General features: G+C 44.7%; 18 protein-coding genes and 1 tRNA gene. 5 read left to right on the forward strand and 14 right to left on the reverse strand.

The window, feature by feature from the left end; all coding sequences use genetic code 11:
- Positions 1-14: 14 nt before the first annotated feature.
- The 3 genes from E0E16_RS05525 to E0E16_RS05535 form a co-directional block, all read right to left on the reverse strand.
- Positions 15-1,355 carry a beta-helix domain-containing protein gene (locus E0E16_RS05525; protein WP_130829474.1) on the reverse strand — a complete coding sequence of 447 codons (1,341 nt, stop codon included), beginning with the start codon at positions 1,353-1,355 and terminating at the stop codon, positions 15-17.
- Between the two features lie 156 nt (positions 1,356-1,511).
- The gene (locus E0E16_RS05530) at positions 1,512-4,760 is read right to left on the reverse strand and encodes a TonB-dependent receptor (RefSeq protein WP_130829476.1); all 3,249 of its coding nucleotides are present in this window, start codon (positions 4,758-4,760) and stop codon (positions 1,512-1,514) included.
- Positions 4,761-4,914: 154 nt separating this feature from the next.
- Positions 4,915-5,913 (reverse strand): FecR family protein, encoded by a 999-nt coding sequence (locus tag E0E16_RS05535; protein ID WP_130829478.1) that lies wholly within the window; start codon positions 5,911-5,913, stop codon positions 4,915-4,917.
- A 288-nt stretch (positions 5,914-6,201) separates the two neighbouring features.
- On the opposite strand from E0E16_RS05535, the gene E0E16_RS05540 reads away from it, so the two are divergent.
- The 3 genes from E0E16_RS05540 (at position 6,202) to E0E16_RS05550 (ending at position 8,750) form a co-directional block, all read left to right on the forward strand.
- Complete coding sequence (locus tag E0E16_RS05540) at positions 6,202-6,813, forward strand: RNA polymerase sigma factor (protein WP_158635971.1); 612 nt, start codon at positions 6,202-6,204, stop codon at positions 6,811-6,813.
- A 104-nt stretch (positions 6,814-6,917) separates the two neighbouring features.
- Positions 6,918-8,072 (forward strand): AAA family ATPase, encoded by a 1,155-nt coding sequence (locus tag E0E16_RS05545; RefSeq protein ID WP_130829482.1) that lies wholly within the window; start codon positions 6,918-6,920, stop codon positions 8,070-8,072.
- A 6-nt stretch (positions 8,073-8,078) separates the two neighbouring features.
- Positions 8,079-8,750 (forward strand): hypothetical protein, encoded by a 672-nt coding sequence (locus E0E16_RS05550; protein ID WP_130829483.1) that lies wholly within the window; start codon positions 8,079-8,081, stop codon positions 8,748-8,750.
- 49 nt (positions 8,751-8,799) lie between these two features.
- Here E0E16_RS05550 and E0E16_RS05555 read toward each other — a convergent pair whose 3' ends face one another.
- Complete coding sequence (locus tag E0E16_RS05555; protein WP_240048111.1) at positions 8,800-9,927, reverse strand: clostripain-related cysteine peptidase; 1,128 nt, start codon at positions 9,925-9,927, stop codon at positions 8,800-8,802.
- A 304-nt stretch (positions 9,928-10,231) separates the two neighbouring features.
- Here E0E16_RS05555 and E0E16_RS05560 point away from each other — a divergent pair, with 304 nt between their 5' ends.
- Complete coding sequence (locus tag E0E16_RS05560; RefSeq protein WP_305000469.1) at positions 10,232-10,498, forward strand: HipA N-terminal domain-containing protein; 267 nt, start codon at positions 10,232-10,234, stop codon at positions 10,496-10,498.
- Here E0E16_RS05560 and E0E16_RS05565 read toward each other — a convergent pair.
- The 3 genes from E0E16_RS05565 to E0E16_RS05575 all read right to left on the reverse strand — a co-directional run bounded on the left by E0E16_RS05565 (position 10,463) and on the right by E0E16_RS05575 (position 12,516).
- The gene (locus E0E16_RS05565) at positions 10,463-10,666 is read right to left on the reverse strand and encodes a hypothetical protein (RefSeq protein WP_240048110.1); all 204 of its coding nucleotides are present in this window, start codon (positions 10,664-10,666) and stop codon (positions 10,463-10,465) included. The genes E0E16_RS05560 and E0E16_RS05565 overlap by 36 nt on opposite strands.
- 543 nt (positions 10,667-11,209) lie before the next feature.
- Positions 11,210-11,788: an anthranilate synthase component II gene (locus E0E16_RS05570; RefSeq protein ID WP_130829485.1), complete on the reverse strand. Its 579-nt coding sequence runs from the start codon at positions 11,786-11,788 to the stop codon at positions 11,210-11,212.
- A gap of 35 nt (positions 11,789-11,823) precedes the next feature.
- Positions 11,824-12,516 (reverse strand): phosphoribosylanthranilate isomerase, encoded by a 693-nt coding sequence (locus E0E16_RS05575; RefSeq protein WP_130829486.1) that lies wholly within the window; start codon positions 12,514-12,516, stop codon positions 11,824-11,826.
- A 340-nt stretch (positions 12,517-12,856) separates the two neighbouring features.
- On the opposite strand from E0E16_RS05575, the gene rpe reads away from it, so the two are divergent.
- Positions 12,857-13,507, forward strand: a complete 651-nt coding sequence (gene rpe, locus E0E16_RS05580) for a ribulose-phosphate 3-epimerase (RefSeq protein ID WP_130829487.1) — start codon at positions 12,857-12,859, stop codon at positions 13,505-13,507.
- Positions 13,508-13,584: 77 nt separating this feature from the next.
- Here the strand turns inward: rpe and E0E16_RS05585 are convergent, their stop codons facing one another.
- From E0E16_RS05585 to sppA, 7 genes are all read right to left on the reverse strand, one after another.
- Complete coding sequence (locus E0E16_RS05585; RefSeq protein WP_130829488.1) at positions 13,585-14,181, reverse strand: sigma-70 family RNA polymerase sigma factor; 597 nt, start codon at positions 14,179-14,181, stop codon at positions 13,585-13,587.
- A 130-nt stretch (positions 14,182-14,311) separates the two neighbouring features.
- Entirely contained in the window at positions 14,312-14,833 is a 522-nt protein-coding gene (locus tag E0E16_RS05590; RefSeq protein ID WP_130829489.1) for a DUF6359 domain-containing protein, read from the reverse strand.
- A gap of 710 nt (positions 14,834-15,543) precedes the next feature.
- Positions 15,544-15,616 (reverse strand) — tRNA-Phe (locus tag E0E16_RS05595).
- 179 nt (positions 15,617-15,795) lie between these two features.
- A complete protein-coding gene (locus tag E0E16_RS05600; RefSeq protein ID WP_130829490.1) occupies positions 15,796-16,899 on the reverse strand; it encodes a thiamine-phosphate kinase in 1,104 nt (367 codons plus the stop codon).
- 143 nt (positions 16,900-17,042) lie between these two features.
- Positions 17,043-17,852, reverse strand: coding sequence for a purine-nucleoside phosphorylase (locus tag E0E16_RS05605; RefSeq protein ID WP_130829491.1), 810 nt, complete (start codon positions 17,850-17,852; stop codon positions 17,043-17,045).
- Positions 17,737-18,924 carry a tetraacyldisaccharide 4'-kinase gene (lpxK, locus tag E0E16_RS05610; RefSeq protein ID WP_130829492.1) on the reverse strand — a complete coding sequence of 396 codons (1,188 nt, stop codon included), beginning with the start codon at positions 18,922-18,924 and terminating at the stop codon, positions 17,737-17,739. Before lpxK ends, E0E16_RS05605 begins: the two co-directional genes overlap by 116 nt.
- Before the next feature lie 63 nt (positions 18,925-18,987).
- Entirely contained in the window at positions 18,988-20,757 is a 1,770-nt protein-coding gene (gene sppA, locus E0E16_RS05615) for a signal peptide peptidase SppA (RefSeq protein WP_130829493.1), read from the reverse strand.
- Positions 20,758-21,025 lie beyond the last annotated feature (268 nt).

Raw genomic sequence — 21,025 nt, forward strand, 5'->3', positions numbered from 1 at the left:
AGAATATTTTATATTTATCTTACCCAAGCCTGAGCCGTCCAGACTGTTTTTAATCTGGGGTTGAACGCACCTTTATAATTGACAGCCTCTATGCCGGTAAGAGAATAGGCCCCCGTCATGGCAGGATTGCCAAGCGGTATCAAAGCCTTAGTCTTGTAATTGCCCCATGGATTGTTAAGTTTGATGAGGCTATAATCCGTCAGTCCCACATTGGAAGCCGATGGGGTAAAGGTATCATTCGTAGCTTTGTCGGCACTGAAGTTAATACCAGCTACCTGTCCATTTGAAGCAGCACAAATAACATTGTTTTCTAAAACATAGTTAGAGTTCTTGGTTTCTCTCAGAATGCCTCTCGGAAAACCATAGACCACACTGTTGATCAATGTGAACTCACAGTTGCGACGGAAATCAGCGCAAGACTTCAGAGCAGTTCCACTTTCACCAACCTGCGCTACCTGTCCTTTTGTAGTTCCTTTTATCGTCAAATTGCTCAATACGGGATGAGTGAAGGGAGTCTTTGTAGAACCAAGTTTGTCATTGTCACATTCGATACCATTCGGGTCTTTCGAATATTTCATGGTAGGCTCGATGGTGACCAGCGCATACTGGATAGTTCCTGTGTACCCCCAGTCGAAGTCGAGACCATCGTCGTCGGTGGCAGTGGAAACAAGGTACTTGCCGTTGACGCATCCGCCGAAGAACTCGAAGGCATCGTCGGCACCATGAAATGCCTGGCAGTGGTCGAGCCGCGTACCACGACCCACGCCACCGAAGGTGAAGGCGTTCAGCTCATTGTCGGCAGCAATGCTGGCACCGGCATATTCCACGCGTACATAGCTCAACACGCCAGAATTGTCGTTGTCGTTCGTACCGCCGAAATGGATGTCCACGCCTGCGGGTGCTGTGGATGCGTCGATGCCCTCAATGGCACACTCCGTGCCCTGATTGACAACAGCCTTGCCAAGAATGACGAGACCGCCCCATCCGCCTTTCTGTCCATTTTGGGCTGTGAACACGATAGGCTTATCGGCTGTACCCTGAGCCATGATTTTGCACCCACGGGTGATGATTAGAGCAGAAGCCATGGTGTTTTCACTGTTGTAAAGACCCTCAATGCGTGTACCCGGCTGAATGGTGAGCGTGGCACCGTTGGTGACGTAGGTTTTTCCACTGAGCTGATAGGTGACATTGCTGTACAACGTCTTGTCAGCACTGATGATACTCGACAGCGTTTCCGTTGCACGTACATTGTTCACTACAGGGATTGTTTCGTCCTCATTTGAACACGAAGTCATTGTGACTCCCACTGCCATGACTGCTACGAGGAGCATGGCGAACTTTTTAAAATTCTTCATAATAGAATGAATTTAGTTAATAAATGATTATTAATAGATGCCTCGGGACCGTCAAGGATGAAAAGTTCCACTGTTGTTATCTTACTTGGCTGGACTTTCTCGTATCTGGTCCTTTTGCATACTATCTCGAATTGATGTAGTACCCTTACGGGTGAATTAAAGTTGATAACTTACCGTCAGAGAGAGATTCACCCCCTTGTTGATGCGGCTGATGACCCAGTCACCGGGGGTATAGTCCATACCCTTGTCCGTCCAATCGACAATATCCGACCAGTTGCCACTTGTATCGATGTACCCGTGGCAGTTGCGGTAGAGGATGTAGTCTTCGTGAAGCAGGTCACTGGCATTGAACTTCACCTCAAGCCGATTTTTCAGGAACTTGGCGGCAAGTTGTAGGTCAAGCACATTGCGCGGATTCTCGTAGATGTCATACGCGTCATTCTCCGCTGATAGTAGCAGACTGCGTCCTTTACGCCCATAGTTGACTGTAGCGCTAAACTTCTTACCGAAGTAGCCCAACCCCGCGTTCACGGTGTAGGGCGACATTCCCATTAATGGGCGTCTGCGATTCTTATAACTGTTCTGTATGCTCTCATCGTAGTTGAGTTTCACTGTACCATCGATAATCGAGAAGTTGCCCGTGAACCAAAGGTCACGGAGGAAGGAGCCAGGCAGCAGGAATCCTAACGACTTGCGCACGTTCAGCTCGATGCCCTTGGCGGTGGCTTCGGGCAGATTGGCATGAATCTCGTCGTAGTTGTGACCGTCCTGTCTTAGCCAGGTATAGACCTCTGCCGGATCCTTGAACTTCTTGTGGAATAGGCTCAATGAGACCACCTCGCCCAGGGATGGGTACCACTCGAAGCGCAGGTCCCAGTTGGTGATTTTGGACTGCTTGACGTAATCTCCAAATTTTGTATAGGTAATCATGCGGTCTTCCACTCTATAGTATGGGGTGAACGTGAGTTCACGGAACTCAGGGCGGGCAAGGGTCTTGCTGAAGGCCAGGCGGGCGTTGAGCGTGGGCGTGATGTTATAGACCAAGGTGGCAGCGGGCAGCCAGTCGGTGTTTTTAATGGAAATAGTAGTGTCGTTCCAGTTAACACTCGTAGAAGTCAGGATGGCTGTTCTCGTGGTGGTGCTTGTTTGGGCATCCTCCATACGCACGCCAGCGGTGAGGTGGAGACGGTTGAAGAAAGTGAAATCGCCCATCAAATAGGCGGCATGCACGTCCTGGCTGCCCTCGTAATAGTCAGCGTATGAACCCATGATGCCGACCGGCGAATATACCGCAAAGCCCTGTTCGAACCATTTGGGATTGAAGGCATCGTTGAGGGGTAAGCCTTTATCCGGTAATTGGCCGGTAGGGCTTGTTATGTGGGGCTTGATGTACTGCTGGAAAAAGTCGGACCGGCGAAAGGTACCCATGTAACCAGCCTTGACACGCTGCTTGTTGCCTGCCACCTCGAAAGGATGCTCCACGTTGACTCCTACGGTCTTCTTGCTTTCGTTCAGGTCGGAATACATCAGATGACCACTGGTAAGATCAAATTGACTGGCGCTGCCACTGGCAGGTCTCCAGCCAAAGATATTCGTCGTATAGCGGTCACCTACCATATTCGCTTCGACCAATGCAGTGTTGGGGTTGGTGCGGTTCACCTTGTTGTAGGAGGCATTCCAGGTGAGGATGAGCTGATCCTCCCAGAACTTGTGCTCGCCGTCCATCTGTGTCTGGAACATCAACGTGCGCAGCGGGTTGCTGTAGAGCTCTCTGGTCCACCATGCGGTGTAATCGGTGACGATAAATCGGTCGGTGGTGGTGTGGGTGAAGCGGTTATTGAAGAGATTGCGCCACGTAATTTTGTGGTTGCGCGCCTGCCAGCCCATGTTGAGTACGGCACCGGTGGCGGTGACGAAGTTGTAGGCTCGGTTGGTACGGAAGAGGGAGTCGGCGCTGATCATTCGTGCCTCCTTGATGTTGTGGATGGTCTGCTCGTTGCGGTAGGTCAGGGCGAGCACAGCGCCGAGCTTGTGGCCGTTGTGCAGGGTGATGGGAATGCCTGCCGTGAGCGAGTAGGTCTGCAGCGGCAAGGCCTTGTACTTGAAAAACTGGATGGGGTTGCGCTGTGCGGCGTTCTTGCAGTACACGTCAGCTGCCTCGGCGGAATGGTCCTCGGTGGCCCACTTGCGATCCTTGATATTGCCGAAGAGATAGTCGGAGGCGTAGTTGATGCCCGTCTCCATGGTTTTGCCGGTGGAAATGGTATTGATACCCGTGCCGATGCTCACGTTGAGAAACTTCTTGGTGGGCACGGACAGCGTGTTGACCTCCACCAATCCGCCCGTGAACTCGGCGGGCAAGTCGGGGGTGAAGGTTTTTGCGATGGTCACCTTGTCCACCAGTCCGGCGGGGATGACATCGAAAGAGAAGTTGCGCTTGTTGGGCTCAGTGCTGGGCAGGGCAGCCCCGTTGAGCTGCACGTTGTTGTAACGTTCGCTCATGCCGCGCACCACCACATATTTACCCTTGTCAATGGTGACGCCGGAGACGCGGCCCAAGACCTGCGCCACGTTGTTGTCGGGGGTCTTACGAATGAGGTCTGCACTGATGCCATCGCTCATGGCCATGCGGTTCTTCTGCTGGGCGAGCAAGGCGTTGGCCGTGGCATTGTTGTAGGACGCCGTGACGGTGACGCCCTGCAGCTCGCTGGTGGCTTCCTGCAGGATGAAGTCGAGCTTGGTGGTTCTGCCGCCGTGCACCTTGACATCGGAGACACGCATCTTCTGATAGGAGATGCACGAGGCCTCGACGGTGAACGAGCGGCTGGGCAGACCGGTGATGGCGTAGTGGCCCTTGAGGTCGGTGGCGTCGCCCTTGCCGCTCATGCCCACCACCATGACGGTGGCGCCGATGACGGGGAATCCCTCCTTGTCGAGCACCGTTCCCGAAATGGTGCCGTGCGCTGCCGTGGCATTGTCGGGCTTCACGGCAAGGCGTTGGGGCTGCTGGCTATTCGCCGTGGGTTGGGTGGACGGCTGTGCCGTTTTCTTGGCGGCATCCCTGAACACGGTGTAGGTGTTGGTGCCAGGACCTTGGCGGTAGTTGTAGGCGGTGCCGGCGAGACAGGCGCGGATGTCCTGCTCCGCACCGGCGGGCTTGCCGGCTGCAACGGTGATGCCGCCCATCTTGGACGAGTCGAAGTTGATGTCCACCCCGTAGCGATGGCGGATACGGCCGAGACGGCTGCTGAGACTCTCCTTGGGATAGCCGGCGGAGAGCTGGGAGAGAGTGACGGCGGTTGCCGGTGTGCCCGCATGGCACGGGGAGCCGTTGAATCCTCCCGTGAGAAAGAGCAGACCCACGGCAAGGAGGGTCTTTTTAAAGGTGTAGTTCCTTTTTTCCATTTTCTTTTCTATGTTTTGATATTATGATGATAGACATACCTGTGGCTGTCGGCCCCGAAGGGCAAACTCCTGTCCGTGCGGGCTTCCTGCCTGCACATCCGTGTTGCCAAACTTTGTTGAGTTCTCTCTTCCGGCGCTTGGAAGGGAAGGCGTGCTATATGTTGTTTGCCGGATAAATGATGATCCGGCTACCCTGTTGTCGGTAGCTTGCGCCGAAGATGGTGCAGACGGCCTCCATGACGTTGCCCACGGTGGGACGGGTGGTCGTGACCGAGCAGTTGATGCGGGCAGACGGGCTGATGGCTCCCTGTGCCACGGTGACCTCCACGCCGAAATAGCGGCGCATCTTCTCGCGGAACTGCGGGAGCGTGGCATCGGTGAGGTGGAACTCGTGGCTCCGCCATTCCGTCATGTCTCCCACATCGACCTTGCCGACGCTCTCACGGCTGGTGGAGGCATCGTAGGTGATTTGGTCACCGTGGCGATAGCGGCCGAAGGAGTGTCCGCCGTGGGCTTTCTTCACCTCGACGCATCCGCTGCTCACGGTAATCTCGCTGACAGTCTGCCCCGGATGGGCGAGCACATTAAAAGAAGTGCCGTGGACCACGGCGTGGAGCTGCCCGGCCTCGACGGTGAACAGGCGGTCAGAATCGGTGGCCACGTCGAAGAATGCCTGTCCGCTCATGGCGACCACACGGGAAGAGCGCCCGAAGTCGTCGGCGATGGAGAGGGAGCTGCCACCCTGAAGATCCACCCTCGTGCCGTCGGGCAGGGTGACGGTGGTGTCGGCGGCGCAGCGGGCCAGCAGCTGCATGCGGGGAGACGGGGAGGAGAACCGCTGCCCCACGAGCAGAAACCCCACACCGGCAAGGAGAACGAGCATGGCCGCCGCACCCCAGTACCTCCATGCCATACGGACGGTATTGTTCCGGTGGGAGACACCGACCCTGAATCCCAATCGGCGAGACAGCGCACGACGCGTCATGCGCTTGCAAGCCTCAATCTCACGCCGACAGTCGGGAGAGACGGGAAGAGCCGACGACAGCTCCTCCTCTATGTCGGTCTCCAGAACAGGAGCATCGTCGGTATGCCTCATGTGCCGGTTGTAAAAGTCGCAGGCTTCCCTGATCAGTTGATTTCTTAATTCACTCATATATGGGTTGATGTTCTATATTTAAAATGTATGGATGCCCCGTGATGGTGGCCCTCCATATATAATACCGTAGAAAGGGCGGCATCTTTACCGAAAATCACGTTACAATTACATTAAATTTTGCAAAGCCCTTATTTCAAAGGCTTTCCAGAAGAAAGGGCCGCATGAACGCTTCTATTTTTTATAACAAATTATTCATAAAATTGTATTGATATTTTAACAATCCCAAACTACCTTTGCCGCATGTTAGTCTATGAACAGCGATCGATCGTAGGTGAGACAACGGAAATGGATGATCTTGAAGCGCTCCGGATGATTGCATCAAGATGTGAAGGGTGGCAGAAGGCTTTTTCCACTCTTTACACACGGTATGAGGATACTTTAATTACCTATTATTGCAGGACGCACGGCAAGGAGGCCGCCAGCGACATGGCGCAGTCTCTGTGGCTTACCCTCCTGGAAAGAGCAGAAGAATTGACGTACCTCGAATCGTCGGACAGGATTAAGGGATTCCTGATGAACATAGCCCGCTGTCAGGTCATAGATTTGTATCGAAAAGAAAAACTACACAAGAAATACGGACTTGTTTCTTTAGATGAACAGGAAAAGTTTAAAACTGTAGCCTATAACGTCAAGGATAAGTCGGCGGATGCCTCAGGTGGCATAGCCAGTCGGGAGATTGAATCCATCGTCTCGAAAGTATTGAAAAGATACAGGAAAAGGGAACAGATCGTGTTCCGCAAGATGGAAGAGGGCTGCCCTGCCCGTGAGGTGGGCAGGATGGTAGGCTATACGGAAGCCACTGTCTATAAGAAATATAGCCTCATGCGCAGGAATATCCGCCTTGCTCTGATCCAAGGTGGCTACACCCTCTTAGCCCTGCTGATGTTTACGGAGTGAGAAGAAGCCCGTAAAGAGAGTATTATTTATAAAGATAATATTGTTTTCTTATATATATTGCTTATCTTTGCACCAAACAACTCTTGTCATAAAGAAATATCATCATGAATGAATATATAAGAATCCAGCATTTCGGTCCCATCGTGGATGTTGAATTAGATCATATAGCTCAACTGACATTGCTTGTTGGTGAATCAGGAAGCGGAAAAAGTACCGTTATGAAATTGCTGTCTATGTTCCGATGGATTTATAAACGGGTCGTACTTCGCTCGTATGTAAAACAGGCCGACATCAATGATAATGGGATTAGGTTTGATTTTCAAGCTTTGCTTCGCACATCTGGTCTCGAAGAATATAGGGACAAGAAGAATACGAAGACGAAGACGAAGATTATCTATCGGAGAGGTAAATACGAAATTGCTTATCGCAATGGTAAACTGGATGCCACCATAACTATAAGTCCCAAAGATTTGAGTCTGGAGAAAATATGCTTCTTGTCCGACAAGAGAGTGATTTTACCGGATCTGGTTGACAATAAATTTAATAGAAAAAATGCTAATTATTATCTAGAGGATACGATGGAAAATTTTCTGCTGGCGCAGGGAGTCATCGAGGAATTTCCTGTAGATTATCTCGGCGTAAAGTTCAAGGTGGAAAAGAGTGGCAGTGCTGCCAAATATAAAGTAATGGGTGAAAATCAGGACAACCAACCTTATAATGTCAGTCTGAAGAACGCATCTTCTGGAATGCAGAATGTCATTCCGATGAGCTTGATCGTAGAATATTATTCCCGCTATTTCGACCCTAAGAAATCTATGGATACTTCGTTGTTTCAGTATTTGCAGGCAGGAGATCGGTTGAAATACTTTAACACTGCTCAGAATATTGGAGAAATAGAGCAAAAGAATGTTCATATCCTGATAGAGGAACCTGAGCTGAGCCTCTATCCTGACAATCAGGCTTCATTGATGGATTTTCTTGTTGAGCGTTGTTTTAGGACCGACCATCCGTACAATATGACGCTGATGATGGCCACTCATAGTCCATATTTGGTTAACTATCTCAACTTGCTGATGAAGCGGCTTGTCAAAGGCGAGCAAACGAAGGCTTGTATGGATCCGGATAAAGTGGATGTCTATGCTATTATGGATGGAACCGCCGTTTCATTGAAGATGAAGACAGCTCAAGGCGACACGATTATTGATGCCCGTCTGATGTCTGATCCCATTGCAGAAATGTACACGGAATACAATAATTGAACACGGATGGAATTGGAAGATTACCTACGGTCGGATGTCTTGGAGGTTATCAACAAGAAAAGGATAAGACAAGCACCTGAATGGAAGTCTGTACCTGAAGTTCGGATAGAAGATATAAGCGAATATTTGTTTGATGTCCAAGACCCCAAAAACAGCTCCCTCTCTATCAAGAAAGCCTATGGATCCGGGGCAGCTTCTTATATCAATGGAACTCCAGATAATACTTATCCACTTAGATTTGTCTGCTTTGAGGAATATATGAATCAGTTTGTCTTCAATGATGGGCAAGGGAACGCGAAGGTCGCCATGCTCAAGGAAGAACCTCGTCCAGACTTAATAGTTTATAATACAGATGAAGGCAAGAAATATTTTATTATCCAAGAATTATCAGAAGGAAAAATCGCCAAAAAAAAGATAAGAGCTCGTCAACAACTGAATGCGGCACTGGAGTTGCTTTGTAAATCAAGTGTTGTCAAAGACTATATTAGTTCGTTCCACCACCGACTGTGCATTGTTTCGGCAAAGGACGGTAGGGAGGCTGTCCCAACTCCACAAGATGTTGCTAAAGGATTCATGCAGATCTATCAGATTACTCCGGAACCCCTCTTTTTCTCTTTCGGCTCTATGAAACGATATGACTTCCAGGGAATGGAAACCAGCATCGTATGTTTGGAATGAGGAGTCCGCATCCCCTGCTCCTGGGTATGTTCCCATACCCTACTGATGTTCAAGGAGTATTAGCTCCATACACATTGCTCCACTCCATTTCCCTGAAATAATACTTGTATTCTTTCGTGGCGCTCCATTGTTTCAAAGGGACATAGACACTCAGCCCACAGCAATGACTGGGGACGAGCGTAAGCTGGTCAAGGAACTTGTTGGTGGCGGCCCTGTAGAGCACCGCATCGGACAGAGCTTTGTCGAATGCCGAAGTGGCTTGGTCCGCTGACTGATGAACCATGTCAGCCAGGTCGAAAAAGACGTGTGGATCATTGTCGCGGTGGTAGGCTTGCAGGGTGCGGGTGTCCATCGTCTCCACGCAGGACAGCCTATCCTTCAAAAGGACGTTCACATGCTGGTAGAGGGCATCCATCTTGGACGCATCAACCAGTGTAATCGTGGCAGAGCGCATATTGCTGTATTTCTTTCCCTCATAGTGACGATAATAGGTCTTGCAGGCCTGCACCAAAGCATCCTTTCCACCGAACAGAAAAGGCAGCACCTTGGCATAGGGAATGCCCGAAACGTCGTACTGGGCTTCGGCAAGTACTACCGTGGGCGACCCGATGAGGTACTGGCACTTGTGGCGTAGCTGGTAGAACGTCTCGACATTCGCCATTAGACAGGCATCGAACCAAATGTAGTCAGCCACTTGGTCGGGCAGCAACTTGGCCAGGGCGTCTATCTCTATCAATGGAGAGGTGGTTGCCTCGTTGGGCGTGCCGTCAAGGCCCATATATCGGGTGTTGAGATTTTGACGTGAAGGGACGCTGACCTGCATGATGTGGTGCGAATAGCCTCCCGGCAGCCAGCCCGTGGCATGTCCCCACAACACAAGCCCGAAATGGTCGGCAGGAACAAGCTGCTTAGTCTCACCAATGACACGCACCAGCGTTTCCGCCTTGGCCGAGTTCTCCTCTGGATAGTCTTTAAGGGGTATTTCTTCTCCCTGCCTTGAAATGCGGAACAGCCGTGGTGAAGCATCCTGCCGGTCGAGATAAATCACCGTGTTGCCCACGTCCTTGCTTTTCATTCCCTGCTTGAGCTGACCGACCGCATAGTCCACCTGTGAATCCATGGAGTTGTCGGCCATCATATAGACCAGTGTCGTGAAAGAAAGGGGTGTGCCAGGCATTGTACCGTTCTCCTCAGACGAACAGGCGAGGAGGCATGCGGACAAGAGGAGGAGGTAGGCCAGCCGCCGTACCCCATGGACAAGGGAAAGTTTCTTTGAGCTCTTCATGCTTGGATGGTTGATAAATGGCACAAAGATAGTCAGCAGAAGTTACAAAGACTTTAAAAATAGAATAAAATACAAAAACACCTCTGGAAAAATTCAGGACGAGCCCTATAGGGGCGTGAGAGGTTTGATTACGTATTAACGGCTACCAGAGACAATGAGACAAGCTGAGGTATATTGAAAGAGAATCCTTGCTGGCATCCTGACAGAATATGGTGGCGAATACCACTTCTGCTATGACGAATCGTATCTCAACCGTAAAGATGCAATGCCTGTAAGCTTGACGCTCCCATTACAAACAGAAAAAATCGTGAACTCAGTGTTGTTTCCATTTTTTGACGGACTGATACCCAAAGGATGGTTGCTTGATGTGGCACTTCGCAATTTGATTTTTGCTGTTATTCCATTTATATCTCCATCCTTTAGTGTTTCATTGCTGCATCATGCCACGCGCCCCTTCATATGAACACCTCTTAGTACCTACTTTCTGTGCTTCTTTCAGAGCTGTTTCTAAACCTGATTCTAAAAGATTGCATATTCCAAACACTACTTTGTGTTTGAACAAATTATGAATCAAAGCAGCCGCCGTCCAATCGTCCGCACCAACTATGAAAATATTTGTTTCAATTTCCATATTTCAGGTTTCAAGGTTCAAACCTCAGGATTAATATATGAATTATATAGAACCTACCTTAATTGTTGATGCTCTTTATTGTCATTCAATGATTATTTTTGTATTCTTTGATTGAATCTTTTATGAGTTTAGTTGTCATATTCAAGAAAAACAGCTATCTTTGTTTCGTTATTTAGATGGAGTAGGTGTTATGCTAAGTTTTTAATTTTTGATGCACCTTGTCCCTCAAACACTTCGATATAAAATATGGTTGTGTAGCTCCTTGACCAAGTTAAAAACATCCTCAATAGAATCTGTGCTAATGATTCTTGTTGGGTCATATACACAATGTGTTACTGGTGTGTTACCACCACAAAAACAACTGCAAAGTGAAAGTTTAGCAAAACAGTTTAACACATTGTCATATATCCAATTATATCAAAATGCAAGAATATTGGAAATGATTCCAGCCGAATCACAAAAGATTCCAACGGAATCACTCTGAAGAATTGGCTTGATAAAGGTTCTATTGTTACGTAGCTTTCTCATGAATTATACCATAGCTCATAAATTTGAAGTTACTGAAACAAGCCAATTATTTAACATCTCCTTTCCCTTTGGTGTCAGAACGCTCTCCGGGTGGAATTGTATGCCTTGAACATTGAGATGTTTATGTCGTAGAGCCATAATCTTTCCATCCACAGTTTCAGCGGTAATTTCCAAATCAGTGGGGAAATCAATTCGTGAAACCACCCAACTATGGTAACGTCCCACAACAAAAGAAGAACCTAATCCGGAAAATAAAGGAATTTCCATAGTCGTATGTATTTCATCGGATATACCATGAAACACATCAGGTAATTTTTCCAATCTCGCCCCAAAGACTTCCGCAATGGCCTGATGTCCCAAACAAACTCCCAATATTGGCTTTTTATCAGCATAAGTTCTAATCACGTCCATCAAAAGCCCTGCCTCAGATGGCACACCTGGTCCGGGACTTAACAGAATGGCATCATAGTCTTTCAACCGAGAAAGCTCTATCTCATCATTTTTAAGTACACTAACCTCGATTCCCAATTCACGAACAAGATGAACAAGGTTAAATGTAAAAGAATCGTAGTTATCAATGAGTACGCACTTCATAACAAAATTTCTTATTTAGAGCAGAAAGCAATGGCTTATCGTGCCACTGAAACAAATTCGCTTAGTTTATCAATATTCTTTAATGCCGGTTTATCCTCCACTTGTTCATTAAGATTGATTCCTAAAAATTGTGGATGCTGATAAGCTCGCAACTCATTTACACATTTCGGTGTGATATTGCCTCCAATCAGAAATGGAACATTTCCCTCATAACTATCCAGAATATGATAACTATCATATTGCAAGTTTTCCGTAGAGGGATATAGTTCAAAAAGAAAATAATCTACAGTATGCTCATACTCCTTATATTTAAGAACATCTTGTTGAGTACGGATAGAGAGTTTTTTCATCACCTTCAGTCCCGGATGAATATCAGGGTCGATGGTTCTGCGAAGGTTATCAATCATAATGGAGCTTTCCTCTCCATTCAATTGAACGATATCCAAATGAAAATTTACAACTCGCGTAATGATATTCTGTGGCATATCGTTTTTAAAAACTCCACACAACTTTATCGATTCCCCATTTCTCAAAGCTTCGTTAGACTCAACCCTGCCATTTGCGGCATCCATCGTTCCATAATCAGGTATTATCCCCGCTTGAGAAGATACTTGACGAACATATCTTTCACTTTTAGGATTGAAGTCAAAACCTATCCAATCGACTCCCAAATTCATGATCTCGTGAATATTACGAGAACCACGCACTCCACAAACCTTTATAATCATACTATCAAATATAAATCTTAAACTCAAGGCAGGTCATAAGACGCCCCATTACACTCATTGAAATATTTTACAAAGTTAATGAAAAAGGAACATTCTTCTTCATTTTTAAGTTTCTATTTTGAAGAAATATCATAAAAACCGCAATATTTTCACAATAAAAAAGAATGGAATAGCGTTCCTTATTCAGTTATACACTTAAAAAATCAGCCTATGATAGATATTTTTACACATGAAGAAATGAATCCATCAGAAAAGACATTAAATTTTATCCGCCAATTCGCGTACACTTATCGTACGCTAAAAGTAAATGACAAATTAGAATCATACTGTTTAAATTGAAATGAACACCTTAGTTTCCCCCTCACTTCTATCGGCTGATTTTCTCCATTTGGATAAAGCCATTGAAATGATTAATCAAAGTGAAGCCGATTACATCCACATGGATGTAATGGATGGAATATTTGTCCCCAATATCTCATTTGGATTTCCCATACTCAAAGCAGTTGGAAAAGCATGCAAAAAGCCCATGGACGTGCACTTCATGATTGTCCATCCCGAACAATACATTCAACAAACAGCAGACGCAGGTGCTGCGATCATGAGTGTACACTATGAAACTTGTACCCATCTACACCGAACCATACAACAAATTCGAAATTCAGGAATGAAAGCCGGCGTTGTACTCAATCCCTCCAGCCCTGTAGGACTACTGGAAGATATCCTCGATGATGTAGATTTAGTACTTCTCATGAGTGTAAATCCGGGGTTTGGTGGTCAAAAATTCATCGAGAATACTATTAATAAAGTGAAGCGCCTTAAAGAAATGATCGCAAGGTCCGGGAAAAAGATAATTATAGAAATAGACGGCGGAGTTCAATCCGAAACGGCTCCACGTCTTGTGAATGCGGGAGCGGATATGCTGGTTAGCGGAAGCCATGTATTTAAGGCGAATGACCCCATTAGCACCATCCGCTCATTAAAGAATCTGTAATTATTCCATAAGGAAATATAGGAGTAGTGAGAAGAGGAGATTTATTGCATTATAAAATCCCTCTTCTTATTGTTTTCTTACGCCAATTGCAGAATCACGCCATGTTCCTTGGCCATGCGTCTTAAATTAATAATTGCATATCGCATTCTCCCCAAGCTCGTGTTAATACTCACCCCGGTGGTTTCAGCTATTTCCTTGAAGGACATTTCCTGATAGAAACGCATAAAAACAACTTCTCTTTGAGGAGCCGGGAGGTGATTTATCATTTTCCTAATATCCGATAACGTTTGAGCACTTACAAATTCATTTTCGATATTTCCGATTTGAACGTCAAGCCCACCAATATTGGAAAGATCATTTTCCTTGGGAGCTTCCATTATTTTATCAACTTTTTGAGCGCGATACCAATCCATAATGACATTATGCGCTATTCTCATAGCCCATGAGGAAAATTTCCCGGTTGGTAGATATTTTCCTTGCTGTAATCGAACTATGATTTTTACAAATGTCTCTTGAAACACATCATCGGCGATATTGCGATCATGCACAACGAACAAGATATAAGAGAATAATTTTGACTGATTTCGTGATAACAATAAATCAAAAGCCTTATTATCTCCATCAATATAAGACAAGGCCAAATCCTCGTCTGACATATTCTTTAGATTCTTCATTCCTTAAACATTTTACACATAAGTAATGATGTTTCAATAGGCTCTTATTTTTTATTGATGGTAAGATTTATTGTATTTACTTTGCAAATATAATTACTTTTATCTTTTTAGACAAACTTTTAACGAGATTTTACGAACCATCCTCACTTTCATCGACCAATTCATATCCTTCTATATCATCTTTCATTCCCGGGATTCCCAAATACTTTTTTCTGGAACCATAAAAAAATGCTTTCTTCCCAAAGAGTTCCGGATTGCGATGAAGACTAAAAAGTTCACGCATCTCTCCTGCCTTCAGTTGAATAGAAATCACCTTATGGTAATCGGTCTCCCCCGGTTCGTCAGCCAACAATATTGCAGTATCATAGGAAAAAGGCTTTTCCCATTCTGCATTTTTTATATTCTTTGTACAATCACCAACAATGTATCCTACTACTCCTACTTTCATACCTGTAATATCCAAAGCCATAAATTGAGCAACAGAGTATAGATAGTCACCGTCCCCCTCATCATTGGTACTATCATCCGCATCGTCAGTTTTCTCTTCCGGATTTTCTTTCTTATCTTCAAAATCCTCCAAACCTGTTTTAACACATGCCGAAAAAGCACCTAACAGACAACATAATAATAACAGTTTTATGGTTTTCATCATATCCATCATGGCCAACTGATGCAAAGGTATAAAAAGTCGGAGAAACAGGCAAGAAAACAAACCAAAGATTGACAGAAAACTAAATATTAAAGCAAAGAAGATAGAGTTGCATCAAATCATGAAACTTGACGTATTTTGTTACAATGCTGAATAGCGCCAACCTCCTCACATCTCCAATTCGTATTCAGATAATGGTAAACAGATGCTTGATAGCGAACATTCGCCCCCGACTATCACCACGAAATTATATTACAAAAACCACATCACGAACACGCGTCGCAACCTATTGATAATCAATATGATATTAAATGCGACTTAAAAGGTGAGCTTTTACATTCCAATTCATGACCTCTTGCATTGCAAAAGCTTAGCTTTTGGAAAGCAAAAGCTAAGCTTTGGATAAATGAATGAAGAAAATTTAGGACATTATTGATTTTTTCCCATATCGGCGGGAAGGATTTCCGTGTTTTCAAAGACCCTCCAAATAAGGAATATGTTTGTCTTTTGTCTTGCCCGGACAGGCACAGGTGTTGATATAAGTTTAAGAGTATGGGGGGAGGTAGTCAGTAAATTGCTGAATAACAGACATATATAATTGAATATTTCTAATAGTGGTCATTAGAAATATGAACTACATTTGTTTTTAATGGTCGATTTGAGATAAAAAAAGAGCGGACCCTTACGAGAACCGCCCTAATGAAAGGAGGAAGTGGTACCACCAGGAATCGAACCGGGGACACAAGGATTTTCAGTCCTTTGCTCTACCAACTGAGCTATGGCACCAACTGCTTTTCATGTCTAACTTTAGTCATTTCTGAATTGCGAGTGCAAAGATAACCAATTCTTTTTAATGTCGCAAATAATGCTAAGATTATTTTCAACATTAACCTTTCTTTACAAAAAAAATGGTGTGCTGAGCAATGTTACCTCACCCTATCGCTAACTAATCCCTCCCCCTACCGTTATTGTTTATTCCATCCTTGCGCCATGAGTTCAAATTCCTTACCATCTCTCGTTATGATATATTCTCCCAATTTTTCCTCTGTGATATACCCTATCTGGTGAATATTTTCCACTTGTTCTATCTTAGCATGCTCCTCAATTGGAATGGTAAAGAGCAATTCATAATCTTCTCCCCCATTGAGTGCCGCCGTAGTAAGATTCATGTTAAACTCCTCGCATGCAGAAGCTGTTTGATAATCAATGGGAATTTTATTTTCATATATTCTGCAGCCACATCCGCTTTGCTTGCATATATGTTTTAGATCGCTCGCCAATCCGTCAGAGACATCAATCATTGAGGTGGGATGAATGTCGGCCTCACTAAGTTGTTTAAGAACATCGCCAGGAGCCTCCGGCTTCAACTGACGATCGATTAAATACTCTTTTCCCACAAAGTCTGGTTGAAAATGATTAATAGCTTCACGTTCAGCCTTTAAGCCTTCCAACATCGCTTTATTATTCGATGATGTGGCATCTTTGAGTTTTCGATTATATTCTTCAACCTGCTGATAGTAAACAGTTTTCTCCCTCTCAAGAATTTGAAGTCCCATATAGGCTGCTCCCAAATCGCCCGACACGCATATAATATCGGTAGGTTTTGCTCCTTTACGATAGACAATACTTTCTTTCTCCACTTCGCCCACGCATGTCATATTAATGGCAAGCCCGGTGAAAGAAGAAGTGGTATCCCCACCCACAAGATCAACCTTCCATTTATAACAAGCGGTTTTCAGTCCTCTATAGAAGTCCTCCAAGTCTTCCACCTTGAAACGTTTTCCGAGACCGATAGATACTATAATCTGTGTGGGACGACCATTCATGGCAAAGATATTACTCATCGTAATCATCGCACATTTATAAGCGAGATGTTCCATATCGATGTAAGTAAGGTCAAATTGTATGCCCTCCATGAACAGTCGAGAAGTTAAGAGCGTCTCTTTGTCGGAATGATTCACGATGGCCGCATCATCACCTATGCCCAAATGAGTAGACAGATTTGAAATCTTTATATCTTTTGTAAGTCGCTCAATCAGAGCGACTTCACCCAATTCTTTTATTTCCATTTATTTTCCAGCTTACTATCTAAATCTTCATCTTTAAGAAAGAGCGTGTATATTCGGATATTGGCACGAATAAAGACTATCGGGTCTTCTTCATGCGTTCTATCGTTTCTTATACACGCCCTTTCCGGTGATTCGCCTTATCGTCAAGACCGTTTTATCATTTCACGCATAATTTCCGTCATAAGTGGTTGAGCGGCATTGGCAGCTTCTTGTACTTCTTCGTGACTGACCTCTACCGGCACATCAAATCCACCCAAATCAGTGATTACGCTAATACCAAAGACTTTGATACCCGAATGACGTGCCACGATTACTTCGGGAACTGTACTCATCCCCACTGCATCTCCTCCTAAAATTCGATACATCTTGTATTCTGCCGGTGTCTCGAACGTAGGTCCTTGCACTCCGGTATAAACACCATGCAGCACACGGATATTCTTTTCTTTTGCTATATCGTCCGCCATTTTGATAAGCTTATGATCGTAGGGCTCATGCATATCGGGGAAACGTGGTCCTGTGGGAAAATTCTTTCCATGCAGAGGATGTTCTGGGAAAAAGTTTATGTGGTCGGTGATTATCATCAAGTCCCCAACCTTGAATTCCGGATTCATGCCTCCCGACGCGTTCGATACGAAGAGTGTCTCGATGCCAAGTTCATGCATGATGCGAATTGGGAAAGTAACTTCTTTCATTCCATAACCTTCATAATAATGAAAGCGTCCTTTCATCGCCATGATATCTTTACCGCCAAGTTTTCCAAAGATAAGACTGCCCGCATGACCTTCAACGGTAGATACCGGGAAGTTAGGAATATCTTTGTAAGAAAACTCGTAAGTATCAGTAATTTCGGAAGCTAATTGTCCGAGGCCCGTTCCCAGAATGATTGCCGTTTTGGGGCTTGTTTTCATCCTTTCTTTTAGCCAAGATGCTGTTTCTTGAATTTTTTCGTACATAGGATAATATTTTTTCGTTAAATCGCTCTCCTTTTTCAAGCATAAAGTTCACCTTTATAGGCAGAGCATAAATATTCTTTCTTACTTCTTCGTCTAAGCCCTCCAGATTGAGAAGGCGTGCTTTGTCTTTTTCCGTTGTGACAATGATTTTCGGTTGATTCATTTGTGCAAACGAGGCATTAATCATTTTCACGTCTTTCGCCTTGAATGCATGATGATCGGGGAAAGAAAGCACCATGGGAATCTTCTCTCCCATATATTGTTCCAAATCCATTTCCAATTGTTTGGGCAAGGCTATCCCAGAAAGTAACATCACATTGAATTTAGCTAAACTCGTCAAAGGTATCAAGTCTTTGCTTGCCTCTTTTTCAAATACCGGGTTCAATGCTTTGTAATCAATTGTCGTAAAGAATAAATCTTGAAAAGGATATAAATCCATCGCTTTGCTCAATACTCTATAATCAATGGGATTTAGATCTTTCGGGCATTTGGTGATAATGACGATATCCGCACGATGCTTCCCTGACAGTGGTTCGCGCAAACGCCCTGCCGGCAAGAGTTTGTCATAAACTATCAAGCGATGATAATCAACAAGAAGAATATTAATACCCGGTGTTACGTAACGATGTTGGAAAGCATCATCAAGTATCACCACATCGGTATTTTTCGTTGCTTCATCCGTTGTCAGCCTGTCTATCCCCGCACATCTGTTTTTATCCACTGCCACATACACATCAGGATATTTTCTTTTCATCTGAAAAGGCTCATCTCCTATCACCTTCATGGGTGTTTCCGCATCTGCTAACACGTATCCGCGACTTTTTCTTTTATATCCGCGAGAAAGCACGGCAACCTGCATATAGTCTTTTAACAGCTCCACAAGATACTCCACGTGAGGCGTCTTCCCCGAACCTCCCACAGTAAGGTTTCCGACAGATATTACAGGCACATCAAAACTTCTACTCTTTAGTATGCCCAATTCAAAGAGTTCGTTGCGAATGCCTACTCCCAAGCCATATAACCAGCTTAGTGGGAGTAACCATTTATTTGTTTTAATGAAATCGCCTTCCATATATGTCTCTCAAATTCAATTTAGAGAATAAGCCTCAACATACCTTTCAATGAAAATAAGGTTCTATTTTATATTAAGATAGTAAGGCATTCTCGTCTGAATGACCGATTGTGAATTAAGTGAGTTCAAAAGAGTAAACGGTTCATAGAAGACACCAAGCGTTGCGTGAAGTTGCTCATCTAAATAATTGTTATTGTTCGCTTGTTCCATGAGTTGTGTCATCCAATCCGTAGGAAGAGGGTAACTTTTCGTATAATACTCTTTCAACTTTGCCATTTGCGCCGCTTTGCTTATCGCCTTGTCTATGCCTCCAAGCTCATCTATCAATTTTATTTTCAACGCGTCTTCACCGGAATAGACATGTCCCTGAGCAATGGCTTCCACTTGAGTTTCACTTAGTTTTCTACCTTTTGCCACTCGATTTTTAAATAATTTGTAGCCTCGATCAATATAACGTTCAAGATAGCTTATTTCTTCGGGTGTAAAAGCTCTTGTCATTGTTCCGAAACCGGCGTTCTTATTTGTTTTTACTTCATCAAATTTCAATCCTAATTTTTCAGTAAACAACCCTTCAAGGTTGGGAAACATTCCAAAAATTCCTATCGACCCGGTAATGGTTGTAGGTTCGGCAACAATCCAATTTGCCGGAGCGGATATATAATAACCGCCCGATGCAGCCATTCCTCCCATACTTATAACCACCGGTTTCACTTTTTTAAGTTCCGTTATCTGATGCCATATCTGTTCTGAAGCATAAGCTGATCCGCCACCGGAATTAATCCTAATCACCACGGCTTTCACGTCGTCATCATTCATTAAGTTCTCAATATCTTTACAAACCACTTGAGCATCTATCAAATGACCTTCTGTTGTGAGTCCTCCCGCAGCTCCATCAACGATATTTCCAAACGCATAATAAACTGCTATTTCCTCTCCATCAGTATCATCATCGACTGCTTTCAAATCTGCCAACGAAACCTGTTTGATGCGTTTTTCATCCTTAATCTTCAACAACTTTTTCACTTCCTTCTTTACTTGATCTGTATAGAGCAGATCATCAACCATCTTCATGGTTTTATATTTTTCCGGAGAAGCGAAAGTCACTAAGCTGTCGGCATAGCGATTTAAGTTGGCAACAGAAATCTTTCTGCTTGCCCCCACTTCCTTAGTTATGTTGCGCCAAATAGTATTTAGATATGCCGTTGTTTGAGCACGATCCGCATCGCTCATTTTATCTCCCGTAAACTGTTCGGTCGCGCTCTTGTATGTCCCCACTTTCGCAACCTGAATCTTTACTCCTACCTTTGCCAATAAATCTTTAAGATATACGGGCTGGGCAGCAAGTCCGTGCCAGTCGATTTGTCCTTGCGGATTTAAATAAACCTTATCCGCTACCGATGCCAAATAATAAGCCCCCTGTGTGTAAATATCTCCATAAGCCACTATCCACTTGCCACTCTTCTTAAAATCAAGCAAGGCATTGCGAGCAGCTTGCAAAGAAGCATAAGAGTCGGTTGAAAAGGCACCTGTTTCAAGATAAACACCTTTTATCTTATCATTTTCTTTGGCTTTTTTCACCCCCGAGACAAAATCCTCAAGACTGATGTCATTGGCAACCTGACCTGTTATTTTCGAAATGATGCCGTCTTCCGAACGTTCTGTCATTTTTCCGGAAAGATTTATCGAAAGCACGGAATTATCCTTTATATCCGCAGCGGTTTCACTTGAAACTATCATTCCAACCAGACTGATAACTCCGAAAATAACAAATATGACGCCGACAAGGAAAACCCCTACCATCGTCGCAAATACATTCTTAAAAAAATCTTTCATATAGGTTGTTTTTACGGTTTGTTATTTTAAGGGAGATAATGGCATTCCACAGCAGACAACACACGCTTACTATCTTTTACACCTTATCTATATAGTTGCAAAGATAAGCATAAAACGATAAATCTCAAAACTTTTTGAGATTTCTTTAGAAAACACCTGACAAAAAGTCGCTGACGTAACTTCGTCAACAGCTCGAAACACTGCAAAGGAAATGTGGTTTGGCAATACTCATAAAGCTATGTTTTCTTGTTAAAACTTATAAGTCAAT

Origin of the sequence: Prevotella rectalis (assembly GCF_900607215.1) — a bacterium.
In the GTDB taxonomy this organism is placed as follows: domain Bacteria; phylum Bacteroidota; class Bacteroidia; order Bacteroidales; family Bacteroidaceae; genus Prevotella; species Prevotella brunnea.

Coding starts and splice junctions, on each gene's coding strand:
- E0E16_RS05525 (WP_130829474.1), bottom strand. CDS start 1,355: ATGAAGAATTTTAAAAAGTTCGCCATGCTCCTCGTAGCAGTCATGGCA.
- E0E16_RS05530 (WP_130829476.1), bottom strand. CDS start 4,760: ATGGAAAAAAGGAACTACACCTTTAAAAAGACCCTCCTTGCCGTGGGT.
- E0E16_RS05535 (WP_130829478.1), bottom strand. CDS start 5,913: ATGAGTGAATTAAGAAATCAACTGATCAGGGAAGCCTGCGACTTTTAC.
- E0E16_RS05540 (WP_158635971.1), top strand. CDS start 6,202: ATGGATGATCTTGAAGCGCTCCGGATGATTGCATCAAGATGTGAAGGG.
- E0E16_RS05545 (WP_130829482.1), top strand. CDS start 6,918: ATGAATGAATATATAAGAATCCAGCATTTCGGTCCCATCGTGGATGTT.
- E0E16_RS05550 (WP_130829483.1), top strand. CDS start 8,079: ATGGAATTGGAAGATTACCTACGGTCGGATGTCTTGGAGGTTATCAAC.
- E0E16_RS05555 (WP_240048111.1), bottom strand. CDS start 9,927: ATGCCTGGCACACCCCTTTCTTTCACGACACTGGTCTATATGATGGCC.
- E0E16_RS05565 (WP_240048110.1), bottom strand. CDS start 10,666: ATGGAAATTGAAACAAATATTTTCATAGTTGGTGCGGACGATTGGACG.
- E0E16_RS05570 (WP_130829485.1), bottom strand. CDS start 11,788: ATGAAGTGCGTACTCATTGATAACTACGATTCTTTTACATTTAACCTT.
- E0E16_RS05575 (WP_130829486.1), bottom strand. CDS start 12,516: ATGATTATAAAGGTTTGTGGAGTGCGTGGTTCTCGTAATATTCACGAG.
- rpe (WP_130829487.1), top strand. CDS start 12,857: ATGAACACCTTAGTTTCCCCCTCACTTCTATCGGCTGATTTTCTCCAT.
- E0E16_RS05585 (WP_130829488.1), bottom strand. CDS start 14,181: ATGAAGAATCTAAAGAATATGTCAGACGAGGATTTGGCCTTGTCTTAT.
- E0E16_RS05590 (WP_130829489.1), bottom strand. CDS start 14,833: ATGATGAAAACCATAAAACTGTTATTATTATGTTGTCTGTTAGGTGCT.
- E0E16_RS05600 (WP_130829490.1), bottom strand. CDS start 16,899: ATGGAAATAAAAGAATTGGGTGAAGTCGCTCTGATTGAGCGACTTACA.
- E0E16_RS05605 (WP_130829491.1), bottom strand. CDS start 17,852: ATGTACGAAAAAATTCAAGAAACAGCATCTTGGCTAAAAGAAAGGATG.
- lpxK (WP_130829492.1), bottom strand. CDS start 18,924: ATGGAAGGCGATTTCATTAAAACAAATAAATGGTTACTCCCACTAAGC.
- sppA (WP_130829493.1), bottom strand. CDS start 20,757: ATGAAAGATTTTTTTAAGAATGTATTTGCGACGATGGTAGGGGTTTTC.